Raw genomic sequence first — 16,879 nt, 5'->3', positions numbered from 1 at the left:
ATCAACAATCCAGCGCCCCCGCCATCGCCAAAGCTGGACACTGCATTTTCATGCGCCGCGTATAGGCCTCGAGGAACAAGTCGCCAGTCAGCTGGACTTCATGCGGGCCGAGAACGATAGCGTGAATGCGATCACGCAGATGACCACCGGCCAACTGAACCAGCTACCTGAGCATCACGATAGCTTATCTATCTTGGCCCGGCCCTGCCCCGGCCTTTACAGACGTGCGCTGACGCGATGGTCGAGCCATATCGACTCGCCTACATCGTATGTTCACGACAGCGGAAATCGCCTGTGGGCAATGCAACCAGGCAGATCATCGAAGATTGCCCGGGACATCACGTCGCCGAGGGAAACCGGGCATCGTATTCGCATGCTGATGCGCGAGGTCAACCATCGCGTCAAATCAGTATTCGATCATCATTTCGATCCGCGAGACCAACAAGCGGGCCGAAAGCCCGGCCGCATTGGAAGCGCATTGTGTCACACATTTATGCCACTCCTTGTCAGGCTGACTTGGCCGCTGGCAGTGCCGAAGATATTTGGGCCGGCTGCAGTGTCGACCGTCTCCGCTTCGGCTATGAAGGAACTTGCAAGCCGTCCCTCGCAATTGCGGTCCACCTCAGCGGAATCGGGCTTACTTGTTCCGTCGGCGCTGCTTCGCTCCAGCTATAAAGAGGTATCGGTGCCTGCCGGAATCCTAGCCGGCGATGGTGACCGCCTGCTCGATGCGAAGGGGCAGGCCCACCGCCTTCATGCTGATGTGCCAGGTTCGCTGATTCATATCGTGCAGAATTCCGGTCACATGGTGCACCACAGCGCGTCCCAAGCCGTCCTTGCCATGATCCATACAGTGGTCGCCACGGCGGGAGCGAACGATGAAGCATTGCGGCGCACCCATGACTAGCCCCCCGCAACGCTACCGGTGCGACTCGCGGCTTGCTGCAATCGATGCGTGCCTTGCCGAGCTGCGCGGCAAACAATTTAGACCTGAGCCAAACATCCTTGTTGCGGTGTGGCTTCAAATGCGTACCGAACGTGGGGCCGCTTGCATGTAACCAAATTGCCGGCTCGGCGTTTCCTTCGACGCCGTTGCAACGGTCCCGCCCACCAACGCAAGCTTACAGAACACGAATTAGCGAGGCGATAGCTTCTTCCACAAGTATAGACTGGAAATTCATGGGTCGTAATTTTCTGGTGATTGAACCTGAGGAAGGCATTGCCGTGCTCAAGGGGCTTGCCTCCTCGGCGCGTATCTCGATGCTGAAACTGCTGCATGAGAAGGGGCCGATGAATGTCAACGAAATCGCCGCCGTGCTGTCGCTGCCGCAGTCGACCGTCTCGACCAACATCCAGGTGCTGGAGGATGCGGGGCTGATCCGCACCGAGCACCTGAAAGCGAAGAAGGGCAGTCAGAAAATCTGTTATCCGACGGCCGAAGAAGTGCTCGTAGTGTTCAAGGGCGAATATCGTGCGGTCAAGAACGACGCGATCGAAGTGTCGATGCCGATCGGGCTTTACACCGGCTTCGAGGTTACCGCGCCCTGCGGCCTTTGTTCGCCGGACGGCATCATCGGTCTGCTCGATGTACCGAACACTTTCCTCGATCCGGATCGTATGAAAGCCGGGCTGTTGTGGTTCACCCGCGGTTTTGTCGAATACCAGTTTCCCAATAATGCCAAGCTCGCCAATGCCGAGATCACCGAGCTCGAAGTGGCGATAGAGCTGTCTTCGGAAGTGCCGGGCACCAGCGCCGATTGGCCCTCGGACATCACGCTGACGATCAATGGCGTCGATGTCGGCACCTGGACGTCGCCGGGGGATTTCGGTGACAAACGCGGCGTCTTCACGCCGTCCTGGTGGAAACTCAAGGGTTCGCAATACGGCAAGCTCAAGAACTGGCGAATTGCCAATGACGGCACCTATGTCGACGGCCTCAGGATTTCCGAAACCGGCCTCGCCGCACTCGATCTGAAGAGCCATCATTCAATCCGCGTCCGTATCGGCGTCAAGGACGACGCCAAGCGCCCTGGCGGGATTAACATTTTCGGCAAGGGCTTTGGAAATTACGATCAGGACATCCTGCTCAGGATCAAAACCGGTTGATATCATCGATCCCGGTTTGAAAAATAGTGAACCCAATTTCAGCTGCTTCCTTTCATCTAGCCAACTCGCATCCAATGGTCAGACTTGCGGCTATCTTGTCACCGGCGCTGAGAAACCGATTGGCACGACTGGTCTCACCGAGGAGTTCGAAGAGAGAATTTAAATGTATTATCTGACGACCAGCTTACCTTGATCCATTTTATACTCTCAACCTGCCTCGTCGCAGGCTTCGCCGACTGCCTACGTCATCCGCCTGGGACATCTAGCCCATCCGTTATCGCTTGACGACCATTGATCCGAAACGGCGACTGGCAGCACCATTGTGATGAGCGAGCTTAATCTGTGCCTTTCTTGGGTTTTGTCGGCGTCCGTCGGCAATGCGACCTGGACGAGGTGGGTAGCCCAGCGGCTACGATTGGATCACGTTCTCTAGGCTACTCTGGAAAGTATGTGCCGATCCAAGTCGCACTTGGCCAAGCCATATCGCCAGCGGTGGTTCGTCGTCTCGCGTCTGCTCTGGTAGAACAAAGTCAATTGCCGGCCTTCGATCATTACGGTCGAATGGCCATTCTCGCCGGGCTCACCAGGGTCGAGAACGGGGCCAACGGAAACGTAGGGACCCTTGACGTCATCGGCGATGGCGAAGAAGACGCGCTGCCGGCTGCCGCGCGGACCTTCGGGGAGGAAGCAGGTGGCGTTAAGAAGCACACGACCGTCCGGGAGCTCGACGAGCTGCGCGCCTTCGATCCCCCATTCGTAATCCGGGTGTTCGCGCGCATTGTGATGCGGCACGTCGAGATGATCGAGTATTTTGCCGAGACGTTTCCATGGCCCGAACCAGGAATCGGATTGGCTGCGCGCCAGATAGACATCAGGCTGGGGCACCCTGGTGAATTTTGGCATGCCTGAATAGACGATATAGCGCTTGCCTCCGATGATTGCGGGGTGGGGATCGTAGATGCCGTCCTCATCGGTGTCGGGCAGCGACAATATCGCCGGATTGAGCACGACCCAATGAAAGCCGTCATTGGAGACCGCGTGCTCGCAACGTCCGCCGGACTTCATGAATTCGGTCTGGATAAACATGTGGAAGACGCCGCACTCATGAATGACGCCGGGCGCCGCAATGCCCGATCCGGTTACCGGCAAAACGATCGCCTCGTGCTCTGTCCAGGGTCCATAAAGATCCGGCGCTGTGGCGTGGAGGATTTTCCAGCTCTCGGTTGTGACGGTGCCGCTGGAGCCGAAGACGTGCCAGAGCGTGCCATCGAACACCGGACAAGGGTCCTTCAGATCATCCACCGCCTGCGGGTGAAACAGTGGAAAGACGTTGGTTTCAAAGTCGATCTTCATTCGCAAGCATTCCCGCGATTGTTTCGCGGACCCCTTTCATTTGGACCGTCTGCGTGACTCAGCCGAATCGATTCGCAGCCCTCATTTATAACTCCGCCCATGAACGGTTGTTGAACGATTGAACGATTTCAACCGTTCTGTGGCAATGCGCCACATTTTGGGTGAGGTCACGCACGGCGCGGGGCTTCAGCTTCTGGAGCGGCCATCATGTCAGCCGGATGCAGGGTCGTTCGGCTTGACCTTCTCTGTTGAGCCATGGCCGGAATGGAGCGGACCGCTGGCCTCGCCCGAGACAGTTTGGAACTATGGAACAACTTACTGGGATGAAAGTTATATAGATGGCTGCGAATTTCATTCGAAGCTGCCTCGATTAACGTATGTTAGCCGAGGCAATTTCTAATTGTAACGAAGGATTTCTATATGGAAATGGCGGTGGGCACCCCCCTAAAACCAAATACCACCGTGCAGTCGTCAATTTTACTTTGCTTTTCCCACCTCCGATGGAATTTTGTATTCCAAAGACCGCAACAGATTCTGACGCTCGCCTCAAAACAGCAGCAGCTAATTTATTTCGAAGAGCCGATCTTCGACGAAAGGCGCCACGCTTCGACGCGGGTGAACGATGTTTCACCTACGATCAAAATTGTGACGCCGCTGATCCCAGTTGGTACTTCCGCGACCAGGGCGAACGCGATCCAGCGCAGGTTCGTCGATCAGATCCTCGCCTCCACGCCGCATGACCGATTGACGACCTGGTATTACACGCCCATGGCGCTACGCTTCAGCGATCATCTCGCCTGTGACGTCTGCGTCTACGACTGCATGGATGAACTCTCCGCGTTCAAAGACGCTCCCGCAGAGTTGACGCAGTTGGAAAAGGCGCTGTTGCAACGTGCCGATGTCGTCTTCACGGGCGGGCAGAGCCTTTACGAGGCCAAGCGAAGCCTGCATCGTTCGATCTTTGCTTTTCCAAGCAGCATCGACGTTGCACATTTCCATCAGGCGAGAGAGCCGGGTGAGGACCCACTCGACCAGGCCAACATACCTCACCCGAGAGTGGGGTATTTCGGGGTCATTGACGAGCGGCTCGACGTCGAATTGGTAGCGGAGACGGCTGCAGCAATGCCGGACGTGCAATTCGTCATGCTCGGCCCTGTGGTCAAGATCGATCCGGCGAGGCTGCCCACGGCAAGCAACCTGCATTGGCTGGGCGGCAAGTCCTATGCCGACCTGCCACGCTACCTCCGGCATTGGAGTGCCGGCTGGATGCCTTTCAAGCTCAACGAGGCGACACGCTACATCAGTCCGACAAAGACTCCTGAATTCCTGGCGGCAGGACTGCCGGTGGTTTCGACAGCGATCGTCGACGTCGTGCGCACCTACGGCGCCGAAGGCCTTGTCGACATTGTCGACGCCGAGGATGTCGAAGCCAAGCTTCGATCCATCCTGGCGCGTCCTCGCGATTTCCTGGTGGAGAAAGCCGACGCCTACCTCGCCGATATGTCCTGGGAGAAGACCTGGAATGCGATGGCGGCCCACATCCAGCGCGCCCACGCGATGAAGAGCGTCGTGCCGTTGCTGAGGGGAGCGTGAGCATGTTCGACTGGCTGATCGTCGGCGCCGGCTTCGCCGGCAGCGTGCTGGCGGAACGCATCGCATCGCAGCGACAAGAAAGCGTCCTGATCGTCGACAGACGAAATCACATCGGCGGCAATGCGTATGACTGTTATGACGAGGCAGGGATCCTGATCCACCGCTATGGGCCGCACATATTCCACACCAACGCCCAATCGATCGTCGACTACCTGTCGCAGTTCACCGAATGGCGGTCTTACGAACACCGCGTGCTGTCGCTGGTCGACGGAAAGCTGCTGCCGATACCGATCAACCTAGACACCATAAATCGCCTTTACGGCCTTAAGCTGACATCCGAGCAGCTGCAGGAGTTCTTCGCTTCCCGGCGAGAGACGGTGGAAGAAGTCCGCACAGCCGAAGACGTCGTCGTGAGCACCGTGGGCAGGGAGCTCTACGAGAAATTCTTCCGCGGCTACACGAGGAAGCAGTGGGGTGTTGACCCTTCCCAGCTGAGCAAGTCGGTGACGGCGCGAGTCCCAACCCGGACCGATCGGGATGATCGCTACTTTGGCGACACTTTCCAGAAAATGCCGGCAGGCGGGTATACGCGCATGTTCCAGCGCATGCTGGATAATCCCAAGATCAAGATCATGCTGCAGACCGACTACCGCGAAATTCGCGACAAGATCCCCTTCCAGCGGATGATCTATACCGGTCCGATCGACGAGTATTTCGACTGGAAGCTTGGTCGCTTGCCCTACCGTTCGCTGCGCTTTGAGCACACGACGCTTGATTGCGAGGAGTTTCAGCCGGTCGCCGTCGTCAACTATCCGCAGACGGAAAACTACACCCGCATCACCGAGTACAAGCATCTGACCGGACAGAAGAGTCCGAAGACCAGCCTGACCTACGAATACCCCTCGGACATCGGAGATCCCTATTACCCGGTGCCGCGGCCCGAAAACGAGGCGTTGTACAAGAGCTACGAAGCGTTGGCAGCGGCGTGCCCACAGGTCTGGTTCGTCGGACGTCTGGCGACATATCGCTATTACAATATGGATCAGGTCGTCGGGCAGGCTTTGGCGACGTTCGCGCGCCTTCAAAACAGCATGCCGGTAAACGGCATCGGGCAGATGCCGAGGCAGCGCGAGGCGGCGGAGTGAACGATGCGCCGGGATTAAGCTGCATTCGCGGTGACCATTAACATTTGAGATGGCGCAAAGATCAGCCGAAGCTAATATGCCGTTGGAGGGGTCGTGCGTACGAGACGTTTCACAAAGCCGATAGTCGTTCAACCGGCCGGATCGATCGCGACAGGGTTGTTGTCTCGGTAACGGACGCGGCCGAGGTTCTGCTGAAGGATTGGCCGGAGCCGGCTTGCAAGCGTCGAGACTCGCAACAATCGAGGCGTGCCTTGCCGTCATGCGCGGTGAAAAGTCGCCAAGAGTCGCACGCGAGGCGATCATCGCTGCGGCCAAGGACCCCAGGATCTTTCTCGGTGGACAGATTTAGGCTTACCGCGTTGCCGATGCAGTTAAAGCGCGGCGCACTATCGGCGGGGCTATACCGCGCCTGCTGGCTCGTTGTCGAAGGCCTCGAACAATCGGCGTTGGCGCTCCAACTCGTCGGCAAGCGGCTTGTGAAGAGTGCGCGAGCCGTTCGCATGAATGGTGGAGAACAAGCCTACTTCGGCGTGGCGCGAATTGTCCCAACCGGGGTAGGCCGTCACCGGGTACAGGCATATGCCCTGAATAGGTGCGCCGAGGCTCATCGCATCGCGCACTTCGTCGCAAACATAATGGAGCCAAGCCGGCCGTCCCGACCCCTCGGCGCCGGTCTCGGCAATAATCATCGGCTTCTTGTAGCGCTCGTCGACCTCGACCAGCATTTCCGAAAGCGCCCGGTATTCGTGGTGTCCCATCGGTATCGTTGGCCCATTCAAGTACCATTGGTTGTGCGGATAGAAGTTGAGGCCTATGACGTCGACAAGGTCCTCGCTGCCACCCAACTCCGGCTCAGCGCGCCCGACCAGCATGTCGTAAGCCTCGAACTGGCCCTGACGAGCATTTTCGGCGCGCCGCCGCTCGGCGCGACTGCGGTCACGAGGAGCAATATGGATGAGCGGTTCAGCCCAGATGAACCTGCAACTGGGTTCGGCCTCCCGCATTGCTCTGATCCCGGCGATCGCTGCCCTGACAAGGTGGCGTTTGAACCATCCGCGCTTATTCTGCCCGGCGCGCGGGAAATAGCCGACCTCCACCGCCCACGCAAAGAAAGAAATTTCGTTGATCGGACACACCAGGGGAGCCACTCCGGTGGCTAAGCGATGAACCCGAACAGCTTCCGCGGCGAAACGGACATAGGCCTCGACAAAGCCGGGGCCACCTTGGTCGACGTGGTCTGGCGAACCATAGTGGAAGATATCCCAGATGACCTGCACCCCGGCCGCCTGGGCTGCTTCGATCACCAACATCCAGCTCGACCAGTCAAAGACTCCCGGCGCTGTTTCGATCAAGTGCCAGCGCAAGCCGTCGCGGATCGTGCGAAGCCCAAGCTCGGCACAGTGGCGATAGTCGCCGGATGCATGGGTGTCATGTGAGGTCGCACGGATCAGATCAAGGCGCACCCCGTCGGCACGTCGATGCGAGGAACACTCGAAACCAGCCATGAAAAAGCTCTCGATGCCAGAAGGATCTGCCGCGGGCCGACGAGCCGGTTCCTCGTTCATACCGGCATCCTGTCGGCCAGGGATGGCGCAAGTACTTGCGTTCGGCGACCGCCCTTTGCCAGGTTCGGTCGCCTCTTCGATTTCGATGAGGCTGCCGTCACGTCGAGGTGTTGGCCTTGCCTGGCGTTCACAGCCATGATTTCCTCGCGCAACACGGAGACGAGATCGGGCTGGTTGCGGTTGCGGCGCTCGTAAGCCAACAGCAGTTGCAAGCGCTCGCGCGCCACGGACGCGCTGCCGCGGCGCTTGAAGATATCGAGCAGGTTCATGCTGCCCTCCTTCCCAACAGCCGGTCGAGGAGGCCCCTCCGCTCGAAAGGCAGAATGACCGGGCCTCGCCCTCGAGTCTTCTTGCTGCGTCGATACAGGCGCGTGCGGCGGGGTTGGTGTTTTTGCATAACCGGCGCGCCCACATTGGTGCGCGTAGTAGTACAATGCGGTTAGAGCCAAAACACGTGTGCTCGACGGGCAAGCGACAGAGGAAATGGCCAAATCCGAATTCGCCCATTGCGCTGCTCACGAAGATGCAAATTTCGGATTGGCCACCCCAGCAATGCGCGACCTCACGCGGCCTGCTGCATTGCCCGTTCGTTGACGCCAGTTTCGCCGAGTTGGGTGAGCGCCTCATCGGTGGCTTTTTCTTCTTCGAGAGTCTGTTCCAGAAGTGGGACTGCGTCTCGTAGGCCGAGCAAGCCCGCCCACGTCACAAGAGTGCCGTAGCGCGCGATTTCATAATGCTCGACCGCCTGGGCTGCAGCCACGAGCCCTGCGTCCAATGCTGGAGCGTCTCCGAATTCTTCCAAAATCTCCTGCCCCTCCTCGATCATGCCATCGATCGCTGGGCACGTCTTACCCTGAGCCCTCTTGCCAAACGCGTCGAAAACCTGCTGCAGGCGCTCGATTTGACCTTCTGTCTCGTCTCGATGCTTTTCGAACGCGGCCTTCAGCTCTTCGGACTCTGCGCCCTTTGCCATTTTCTTTAAGGCGGTCAGAATCTTCCGTTCGACGTAGTAGATGTCCTTCAGACCATCGTAGAAAAGGTCTTCCAAGCCCTTGGAACTGCCCTGTGATCTTCGCGTCGTCGCCATTCTCATCTCCTGTTGAAAGCTATCGATGGATGTACGGCTCTAACGAGGCCAGTGCCTTGTTGTTCCTTCACGATGGCCCCACTGACGCCGACTCATGGTGGCGAGCGGCGTCGCTTGCAGGTCATCAAGATGCGTGGGGCATAAATACGCGGCGGCTACCACGACTTCGTCATCCAGCCGGACGTCGTTACCGTCTTTGCGCGGCTGGTAGCCGCCGAGCACCCTAAAGCCGAACACGGCTCGCCGGCCTTAAGCGGAAATTCCGTGGACACTCTGATCGGCGGCCGCCTCGATCGGGGCACAAGCTCGCTCTTGATCGGCCCTCTCAGGTGTCGGGAAGTCCACCATCGCTTGCTGCTACTCTCACGCGGCGCTCTCAAGGCCGCCTCAAGGTGCGATGGTGGATCCGCGGTTCCGCGGCTGAGCAGGTTGTTTACCTCGACCGGCAGGAGCGAAACGGCCCCGCCGTGGAGCCCCTGAAGCGGCGAGGCTTTGGAACGACATTGCTGGGAAAGGTAGTTGCCGTGCATTGCAATGCAAAGATCGAATTACACTACAACCCCGAGGGACAATCCCGAGGGCCTGCATTTCACCATGGCGTTGCCATTGCGCGAGCCAGGGTTCAGCATACTCCTGAGCGCCGGGTCGAACGCAACGTGGGAAGCATGCAGCTATGCCCCAGCAACCAATACTTGGTAACCAAATTGGCGGTTCGGCGTTTCCTTTCAACGTGGTCCACGGTGCACTCACGGTGCGGTTTTGCAGTGTCAGGATTTCTGAATGGTCGACAGAGACAAAGCGCGCCGCGATCGGATGTTTGACTCCCTGGTTGTGGGCGGCGGGCCAGCAGGCCTCGTGGCCGCGACCTACCTTGGACGTTTTCGGCGTCGGGTAGTTGTCGTCGATGCAGGTCAAAGCCGGGCAAACTGGATTCCCTTGACGCGCAACTGCCCGGGCTTCCCGCGCGGAATCACCGGCCCTGACCTGCTTCACCGCCTCAAACTGCAGGCCACCCGGCACGGCGCAGATTGGGTGTGCGATACGGTCGTGGGCATTCGCATCGCGGAGAATGGATTTTTAGCGCAGGCTTCATCTCCCATTCATGCCCGCTCACTGCTTATTGCCACTGGTGTCGTCGACAGCCTCCCCGACGTTCCGGGCACCGCCGACATGATTAAAGCCGGAGCCTTGCGATTGTGCCCTGTCTGCGACGGCTATGAGGTCATTGACAAACGGGTGGCCGTCATCGGACCGGCCGAACACGCAATGAAAAAGGCGCTGTTCATGCGGACCTTCACTCGAGACGTAACTTTGCTGATTGCTGATGCAGCCCAGCCCAGCCCGGATGACGTTCTTAGGCTAAAAAGGGCTGGAATCGAGTTCGGCGCATGCGCCCGAGACGCAATTTCAGCTGAGGGCCGTCGGGCAGTTGTCGAACTCGTCGACGGCAGGACGCTCTCGTTTGACACCATCTACCCTGCGATGGGGTCGATCATCCGCTCGAGGCTAGCGACCGACCTTGGTGCAGAATGTGACCGAGCCGGCAATCTTGTCGTGGATTCGCACCAGCGCACCGCCGTGCCGGGACTCTATGCAGCTGGAGATGTCGTCGACGAGATCAACCAGCTTGCCGTCGCGTTCGGGCACGCAGCGGTCGCGGCAAGTGACATGCATAACTATCTTGCGAATGGCGAAGGGGAGCACTGATTGCAGGCTGAAAACACCGCGTAGGGACAGTCCTACGCGAACGGCGTGCCCGGCGCTGACGTTAAGATACCGACAATCACAAACCATTGGGCTGCTGCCATATGTGTCTCTTTCCGATCCTGCTGCCTCGCGCGAACAATTCCGGCAGACCGTTCCCCAAGCAGGAATTCGACCCGACAAGGCCGAGCTGGCTAGCCGTTCGCCGGCGTCATGGCTTTTCTGCAGTCACTGGCCGAAGGGGTGTGGCGGCAAGGCGGCCATTCCAACATTGACGACCTCGTCATGTTGGAGATGATGACGGACGAGATCGACTTGCCGCGCGGAACTCGAGCGGCGATTTCGCCAGGACGAAAATGACCATCCGTTACCTATCGATCTGCGTCGTGTAGCGCACGCAGCGCTTCGGTTCGACCACGCGTGCTTGCCGTTCCGGCTCCTCTTCGGTGTCGGTTGCACAGGGGTGCCCCCTTGCAGCCTCCAAGCGCACTCCCCGATCCGAGCGGTCTTTGCATCTCGTGCTGCGCGCTCAACCTCGATCAGTGCTCGTACAGCATCGATGTTCGGTTCTCTCTCACTTGTCTCTTTTCTCAGCCGCGCTCCCCGCCTAGTTAACCGATCCATCGTCGCAAACGGGTGTTCCACCACGACAACAAAAAGCCCGCCGGCCGGAACCGGCGGGCTAAGTGACCCAACAGCGGAACACAATTGCTAGGGGTCGGTGGAGTACGAGATTCCAACCGACGAATGCGCAGAAGGTTCCGCAACTGCTAATGTAACGTAGGAGGAGTTGGGGGAACTGGAATTCCGGTCGTAGACCTGTTCGTATCCGAGCTGCTACACCCGGCCAACGAAGCCCGTCAATGAACGATGGCGGAGCGTGCTGCCCTGCTCCGGCGCACGGCGGCAACAATCAAGACTATCAGCCTGACCGACTATTCCGGATCTCAGCCAATGACAGCGCCTCAGGCGTGTAGCTTTCGACTTTGAGTCGATGGCGGTTGTAGTGGCGATTTTCCGGCCACCAACACGCGAGCTGGAGGCTGGTGAGTGCATCAAGGCCGGCAGAGCGCTGTTGGGCCGAAAGCTGAAACTCCGCCGCCGGCTCAGTACGGCCCACCGCCGAGAGGTATTTATAGCCGCCGGTGGTCGTCTAGCGAGCGCGTGCGAGATGCACTTCCCAAACACGAACGCCCGCTCGGAAACGACGGCTGGATGCTCTGCATAGCCAACGAGATCACAATCTGCGGGCTTCGGGAGCGGGGCTAGTCTCCATGACGTCAGGGCACGCCGCCGCTTCCGGTCTGTCAGCTTGGTGCATGTGTCAACAGTTCGGAGCCGAAGCAGTGCGCCGCCCTCCCAGCCAAAGAAAGTTGGCTCGCCCGACTGGCAGAAGAAGGCCCCGGATGCTTCGCGCCTTCGCGGGGCCGTCAGCCAGACCATCGTCGGTGAGCCGCCGAAGGAACATGGCATCGTTGCCGCGCTGCGCCGATCCCGGCTGCCGGAGCCGATCTCCAGGTCAAGATCTGATGCGACATCTGCTCGATACAAACCGACTCGGAGCCCCTGCTCTAAAGGACAGCCGAACGAAACGACCATAACCTTTTCATCTCCTCCCTCACAGTCGCCGAATTCGTCGCGGTGTACTTGAGAAGCTGTCGGGCAAGCGGCGTGACGAACTCGAAAAATGGTTCGCGGCGTCGGACGGTGCGCAGATGCTTTTTGCCGGTCGGGTCCTGTTGTTCGACGAGAAGGATGGTCCGGCGAGGCAAAGAGCCGGGCCCAAGGAGAGCCTGCTCAGCCTCAATCGCATCGGCCAGCGGTTCTTTGAATTCGCCGTGATCCACATTCATGCAACCACTGCCCTTGTCTTCGCGTTTAGCCGCGTTCAATCGTGGGGAGCGACAAGAATGCGGGCCTTCAGTCCAATTACAATTTGCCTCAATCGCAACCTGACGGTGGTCGCGTCCATAGCCGACGCAATGAAGGTGCTTCAGCAGCCATGGCCTAGAATGGGAAAGCCGGGGCGGCTCAAGGCGATCCGAATGGTCGAGGAATCGCTCGCCGGGCATTGCAGCCAGCAAGCTGCGTTCGAAGCCTTCAAGGCGGCCGCGGCTGAACAGGGACTCCTTAGAACAAGAGGGACCAGCACAGGTCTGGGGAAATGTGCGCGGATGGTTGAAGACCTGATGTGAGGTCATGCCGGCCTCGCTAACACTGAAGAGCCACCCCACCTGAAGCCCGAAATACTGCCTTCTCCCGCGAGAGCCGAAACGCCTCAAAACGGGCTATTAGCCCGGACGCGAGAAGCGTCCGGGACAGCCACTTATCCGACGGTGAATTCTGCGCTGGCCAAGCAGTGCGCTGCACCCCATTTGCGATCGCGTTTGGGATCCACATTGAGGTTACTCTGACGGTCTGCCCCATCTTGTCAGAAGAAGACATTTCGCTTGACCTTGCGACTAAAGGAAAGCAATCAGCCTTGACAAAAATCGCGATCAGGATTGCGCGAAGAGCCGAGCTTGACGAGCAGGTGGTTCTCCGTAGTCTCTTCGACCGCGAGGATTTCGGCTCGACGGGCATCGGTCGTGGTGTCGCGATCCCTCACGCTCTACTGGGTATGATCTCTTCGCCTGTCGCGTCTTTGACACGCTTGGCCCAGCCTATCGATTTCGACGGCCCCGACGACGACCCAGTCGATCTCATTTACTGTACTCTGGCCGCGCTCTGCTACTTCCGCTTTCCTCCCTGCCCTTTCGCAAATATGCCGGGTGCTTCGGACATCTCAAGTTCGGGAGCGACTCCGACAGGCACAGTCATCCGATGAGGCCTTGGCGATTCTCGAAACTGAGCCGCTTCCGAGAATTTCACCAAATTTGCATACTTGCCGCGTCGGGCCTGGCGCTGTGATACCTAAGCAGTTCAGCAATGCCTTAGAATCCAGAGGCGCGGCGCATACCGCAGTCAACTACGGGGCTCGCTACCAGCCGATGAGGCGGTCTTCGCGGGGGATTGACGCATCTTCGGGTTCCTTTTCTGCGCGGTAACCCAAACAGAATGTCTGCGTCGTCATTACTCCGAGGCCGCGCCGCGCTCCGGCAACGCGCGGTCTGGTCCCCGCGGGTACTGCGATCGATCAGCCCCGCATCGTTGAGCGTAGGATGGCCTGCATGTGCTCTTTCAAGTCGAGTTCGCCTCGTGCCTCAACAGTCAACAGGTACTCGGCCTTGACCCGGCGGTCGCCTCGGCTGGTCGCAGGATAGGAACAGATGGCCAGCAAGGCTTGCTCTTCAATTCGGTCTGCCGTCTTGCGGTCGTGCCAGTTGCTGCCCGCTCGATGAACAACCCTGTGGAGCGCGGCATAGGCGGTTTCATGCCTTGCGATCAGCGCCTGCAGTTCGCGCGAGATACCTTCGCCTTCAGCAAACGTCGGTTCAATGACAGACGCAACGGCGGTGAACGCAAGAAGTGTACGGCGGGTGACTGCGGGCATGCCTCATATCCTTGCCGTCTGATGAGTGCGGGCACACCATAGCACCGGCGCAGCGTTCGGAGAGATGCTTTGCAACATGACCCTATTTTCTGCTGACAAAACGTTTCCGATCCCGCGGCTGCTCCTCCTGCAATGGCTGGCAGCTTCAGTCTCCTGAAGGTCCCAGGTGGACGCTAGTATGCCATTGAACGCCACCCACAACTCAGATGCTGTGTGAGCGCCTGCCCCCAGCCGGCACATTTGCCTGTGTCTTATTCCAGACTGTTCCCGCGTGCACAGTGCCCCTGTGCGATCGGGAATCGACGCTGGCCTTTTAAAGGCCGCTTCCAGATCTCGCCTCCCGAAGTCAGTTTCGGCGAGCGTTGAGAGCACGTGCGAGGAGCCGGGTGTCAGTTAGCTGGATCACGCACGTCTCGAACGCTTTGGTCGGGCCGCGCCAGCGCAGCTCTTCGACGTCATCGAACAGCCGAGCGTCCGTGCGAAGCGTCGCGAGATTTTTGAATAAAAGCGCGAGCTCTCTACGCTTGCCGAGGGCTTCAGGCGGAAAGCTTTCAAGAGGGCCGTAGCGGCCAAGCAGCCGGGCGGCCGACACCAGGCCGATGCCTTCGAGACCCGGATAGCCATCGGCGGCATCACCGACGAGCGCGAGGAAATCTGGAATGAGGGCCGGCTCAACTCCGAACTTCTCGCGTACACCCGCGGCATCGCGAATTTTCTGGGTCCTGCGGTCTACCTGGACCACATGGTCACCGCGCACACACTGCGCGAGATCCTTGTCCGGCGTCCAGATGCACACCTTCTGCACGCGCCCATCGGCAGCCGCGCTGTGCGCCGCGGAGGCCAGCGCGTCGTCGGCTTCCAGCTCGATCATCGGCCAGACTGCCACTCCCATCGCCGCCAAGGCTTTCTCGAGGGGGTGAAACTGCGCGAGCAATGCCGGCTCGATGCCATCCCCGGTCTTGTAGCCCGGCCAGAGCTGATTTCTGAACGATTCTACTACATGATCGGTAGCCACCCCAATGTGTGTGGCGCCATTCTCGCTCATCTCCAGCACTGTGTTCAGCACGCCGACGACGGCGCCAAACGGCTTGTCTTGGCCGTTGTTGAACCGGCGTTGGCCGTAGAAGTGGCGAAACAGTTCGTATGTGCCGTCTACTAAATGTACGATCATCGCAATCCTCGAGAAACAGCATCCGGCCCCGTCTGCAAAGCTAGACCGACAGTTGGCCTTCTCCAAACCTTCAAGTAGGTGCGCTCGGCCGTGCCCGTACGCCCACCGCAAGCCATGCCTCTCACCGGCACTTAGCAACAGCTTACCTTCAAGGGCAGGCGATATTTCTCGCCCCGCCGCCTCGCTTTTGCGCCAGGCGGCCATTTGGTTCGCGAGAGTATCCCTTCTTCCAAACGCAGCGAAAAACGACTTGGCGATGCTGTCGCGACTAGCGCCGGCCGCGCAGGAGGCAGCCTGGGCCGATATTGCGACCAGCTTGCGATGTGGGGAAGCCCGGACGGGTGGGTTGGCCCGAACACACTGCTCCTGACGACAGAATGGAAATGACGACGTTCAGACGCTCCGATCTGCGGCGGCAGTTCCGTCATGACGATGATATGGAATGCATGCCCCCGGTTTGGGGTTCTCATTCCTGTGACGGCCGGCGAGGCGCACCCCGCCTCTTGAAACCTTCAAACATTTTGCAGTTGTTAGGACTCACCTCGTTGACGCACTTCGACACAAAACCCGATGTCGGTAAATTGCGCAGCTTCGGAGGTGGCACAGGCGCAGCCTCTAGCACCTGGTCTGTGATCGGTCGGGTCCCAAGCCAATTTCCGCCTGCCGCGCTTCACGCTATTGCAAGACGTTCAAATTTCAAATTTGAGCTTCCGCACTCATGCTTTGTCGAGAGTATCTCTTAAAGTCACTTAAACCTTCTGCGCAGTAAGTTTTAGCCGTTCTGAATCGCCGTCGGCGACGATGACGATGAAATAGGAGGACGCAATGGCTCGCAGTCACGTTGAACGTCTTGGTGAGTTCAGGGAAATCCTGGTCGCGACTCGACGCGAAGGAGTCCGTAACGTGCACCATACTCGCGACGCAATGCGGGCAAGTGGCTTTCAGATCGGGGACAGCGACGGCTCCAGCTACGGAGCCGAGATGAAGGTGCTTCAAGAGGAAATTGAGGCAGTCGATCGCGCCATCGAAGACGAGAAGCGGCTGGCTTTGGCCATCGAGGGCGCGGCTCAACCCCGCCGACCGACTAAACCGAGAATCGTGAAGGGAACATAGAGTCAGGTACGGCCCTTGGCGCCGTCGCGTCGATCGCCTGCGGTATGGTGTCGGGCTCGTCGCCGCCGTGGTGCAGCACCCTGACGTCATCCATTGCCATCAAACGTCAGGAAGGGACGGCCGAAGCCGCCCTCTGCCGGCGTCGCTGACTGCTCAGCTTTCATCTTCCCCGTCGATTTCGCCGTCTCCATCGTGACGATGCTTCGCTAATCTCGTGAAGGCGTTCTTCAGGTGTCCGAGTACGGCCTGAAACGCGACATTTGGACACGAAATCACGGAGGTCAGCTTCGAGGCGCGAAGCGGGGCGTGGCGGTGGAATATTGCGGCGAGCAGTTCGATAACGATGGCAGCATGGTCTCTGCAATCCTCAAAAATATGAAACGGGTGATGGCAAGGGAGTACAGCCGCGAGCTGTCCCCAAAGGTCTCCAGAGCGCAGCTGCAGCAGGCTCGTCTCGGATTCAGCCAAAGGGGGACCCGTGCCCTACGGCGTCCGGCGAATGTTGCTGGATAAAGATGGGGCCCCGTTACGTTCTCGGCTCTGGAGAAC

Annotated in this window: 16 protein-coding genes and 1 pseudogene; 10 read left to right on the top strand and 7 right to left on the bottom strand. The window is 59.0% G+C overall.

From position 1 onward, the window contains the following. The first annotated feature begins 100 nt into the window (after positions 1-100). Together NKI50_RS09915 and NKI50_RS09910 are read left to right on the top strand one after the other, a co-directional pair. Positions 101-907 carry an alpha/beta fold hydrolase gene (locus NKI50_RS09915; RefSeq protein WP_352716367.1) on the top strand — a complete coding sequence of 269 codons (807 nt, stop codon included), beginning with the start codon at positions 101-103 and terminating at the stop codon, positions 905-907. Between the two features lie 272 nt (positions 908-1,179). Then, positions 1,180-2,106 carry an ArsR/SmtB family transcription factor gene (locus NKI50_RS09910; protein WP_352589216.1) on the top strand — a complete coding sequence of 309 codons (927 nt, stop codon included), beginning with the start codon at positions 1,180-1,182 and terminating at the stop codon, positions 2,104-2,106. Between the two features lie 429 nt (positions 2,107-2,535). Here the strand turns inward: NKI50_RS09910 and NKI50_RS09905 are convergent, their stop codons facing one another. Next, the gene (locus tag NKI50_RS09905; RefSeq protein WP_352716365.1) at positions 2,536-3,459 is read right to left on the bottom strand and encodes a glycoside hydrolase family protein; all 924 of its coding nucleotides are present in this window, start codon (positions 3,457-3,459) and stop codon (positions 2,536-2,538) included. Between the two features lie 420 nt (positions 3,460-3,879). On the opposite strand from NKI50_RS09905, the gene NKI50_RS09900 reads away from it, so the two are divergent. The 3 genes from NKI50_RS09900 to NKI50_RS09890 all read left to right on the top strand — a co-directional run bounded on the left by NKI50_RS09900 (position 3,880) and on the right by NKI50_RS09890 (position 6,546). Beyond that, positions 3,880-5,052 (top strand): glycosyltransferase family protein, encoded by a 1,173-nt coding sequence (locus NKI50_RS09900; protein ID WP_352547689.1) that lies wholly within the window; start codon positions 3,880-3,882, stop codon positions 5,050-5,052. A 2-nt stretch (positions 5,053-5,054) separates the two neighbouring features. Further along, positions 5,055-6,197, top strand: coding sequence for a UDP-galactopyranose mutase (gene glf / locus NKI50_RS09895; protein ID WP_023717096.1), 1,143 nt, complete (start codon positions 5,055-5,057; stop codon positions 6,195-6,197). 259 nt (positions 6,198-6,456) lie between these two features. Next, positions 6,457-6,546 (top strand): hypothetical protein, encoded by a 90-nt coding sequence (locus NKI50_RS09890; protein ID WP_352494395.1) that lies wholly within the window; start codon positions 6,457-6,459, stop codon positions 6,544-6,546. Between the two features lie 49 nt (positions 6,547-6,595). Here the strand turns inward: NKI50_RS09890 and NKI50_RS09885 are convergent, their stop codons facing one another. From NKI50_RS09885 to NKI50_RS09875, 3 genes are all read right to left on the bottom strand, one after another. Next, on the bottom strand, positions 6,596-7,762 hold the full coding sequence (locus tag NKI50_RS09885) for a beta-glucosidase (protein ID WP_023717094.1): 1,167 nt from the start codon (positions 7,760-7,762) through the stop codon (positions 6,596-6,598). Further along, positions 7,759-8,031, bottom strand: coding sequence for a cell division topological specificity factor MinE (locus tag NKI50_RS09880; RefSeq protein ID WP_023717093.1), 273 nt, complete (start codon positions 8,029-8,031; stop codon positions 7,759-7,761). The genes NKI50_RS09885 and NKI50_RS09880 overlap by 4 nt, the downstream gene beginning before the upstream one ends. A gap of 293 nt (positions 8,032-8,324) precedes the next feature. Then, on the bottom strand, positions 8,325-8,849 hold the full coding sequence (locus NKI50_RS09875) for a YciE/YciF ferroxidase family protein (RefSeq protein ID WP_352494317.1): 525 nt from the start codon (positions 8,847-8,849) through the stop codon (positions 8,325-8,327). Between the two features lie 780 nt (positions 8,850-9,629). Here NKI50_RS09875 and NKI50_RS09870 point away from each other — a divergent pair. The 4 genes and pseudogenes from NKI50_RS09870 (at position 9,630) to NKI50_RS09860 (ending at position 13,380) form a co-directional block, all read left to right on the top strand. Further along, positions 9,630-10,556: an NAD(P)/FAD-dependent oxidoreductase gene (locus tag NKI50_RS09870; RefSeq protein ID WP_023717091.1), complete on the top strand. Its 927-nt coding sequence runs from the start codon at positions 9,630-9,632 to the stop codon at positions 10,554-10,556. A gap of 1,590 nt (positions 10,557-12,146) precedes the next feature. Next, positions 12,147-12,313, top strand: a pseudogene (locus NKI50_RS30535) (PIN domain-containing protein); the annotation flags it as partial. Between the two features lie 150 nt (positions 12,314-12,463). Further along, complete coding sequence (locus tag NKI50_RS30530; protein ID WP_353041502.1) at positions 12,464-12,748, top strand: DUF982 domain-containing protein; 285 nt, start codon at positions 12,464-12,466, stop codon at positions 12,746-12,748. 164 nt (positions 12,749-12,912) lie between these two features. Continuing rightward, the gene (locus NKI50_RS09860; RefSeq protein ID WP_352716362.1) at positions 12,913-13,380 is read left to right on the top strand and encodes a PTS sugar transporter subunit IIA; all 468 of its coding nucleotides are present in this window, start codon (positions 12,913-12,915) and stop codon (positions 13,378-13,380) included. Positions 13,381-13,689: 309 nt separating this feature from the next. Here the strand turns inward: NKI50_RS09860 and NKI50_RS09855 are convergent, their stop codons facing one another. Further along, the gene (locus NKI50_RS09855; protein ID WP_023717087.1) at positions 13,690-14,046 is read right to left on the bottom strand and encodes a hypothetical protein; all 357 of its coding nucleotides are present in this window, start codon (positions 14,044-14,046) and stop codon (positions 13,690-13,692) included. A 346-nt stretch (positions 14,047-14,392) separates the two neighbouring features. Then, positions 14,393-15,217, bottom strand: a complete 825-nt coding sequence (locus NKI50_RS09850; RefSeq protein ID WP_352483876.1) for a 5'-3' exonuclease — start codon at positions 15,215-15,217, stop codon at positions 14,393-14,395. 825 nt (positions 15,218-16,042) lie between these two features. Between NKI50_RS09850 and NKI50_RS09845 the strand changes: the two genes are divergently transcribed. Beyond that, positions 16,043-16,330 (top strand): hypothetical protein, encoded by a 288-nt coding sequence (locus NKI50_RS09845; RefSeq protein WP_352483875.1) that lies wholly within the window; start codon positions 16,043-16,045, stop codon positions 16,328-16,330. Between the two features lie 153 nt (positions 16,331-16,483). On the opposite strand, the gene NKI50_RS09840 is transcribed toward NKI50_RS09845, so the two are convergent. Continuing rightward, positions 16,484-16,798 carry a hypothetical protein gene (locus NKI50_RS09840; protein ID WP_352483874.1) on the bottom strand — a complete coding sequence of 105 codons (315 nt, stop codon included), beginning with the start codon at positions 16,796-16,798 and terminating at the stop codon, positions 16,484-16,486. Positions 16,799-16,879: the final 81 nt, after the last annotated feature.

Source organism: Mesorhizobium sp. M0563 (genome assembly GCF_040321065.1).
In the GTDB taxonomy this organism is placed as follows: Bacteria; Pseudomonadota; Alphaproteobacteria; order Rhizobiales; family Rhizobiaceae; genus Mesorhizobium.
This window is presented reverse-complemented; position numbering and strand designations above follow the sequence as displayed.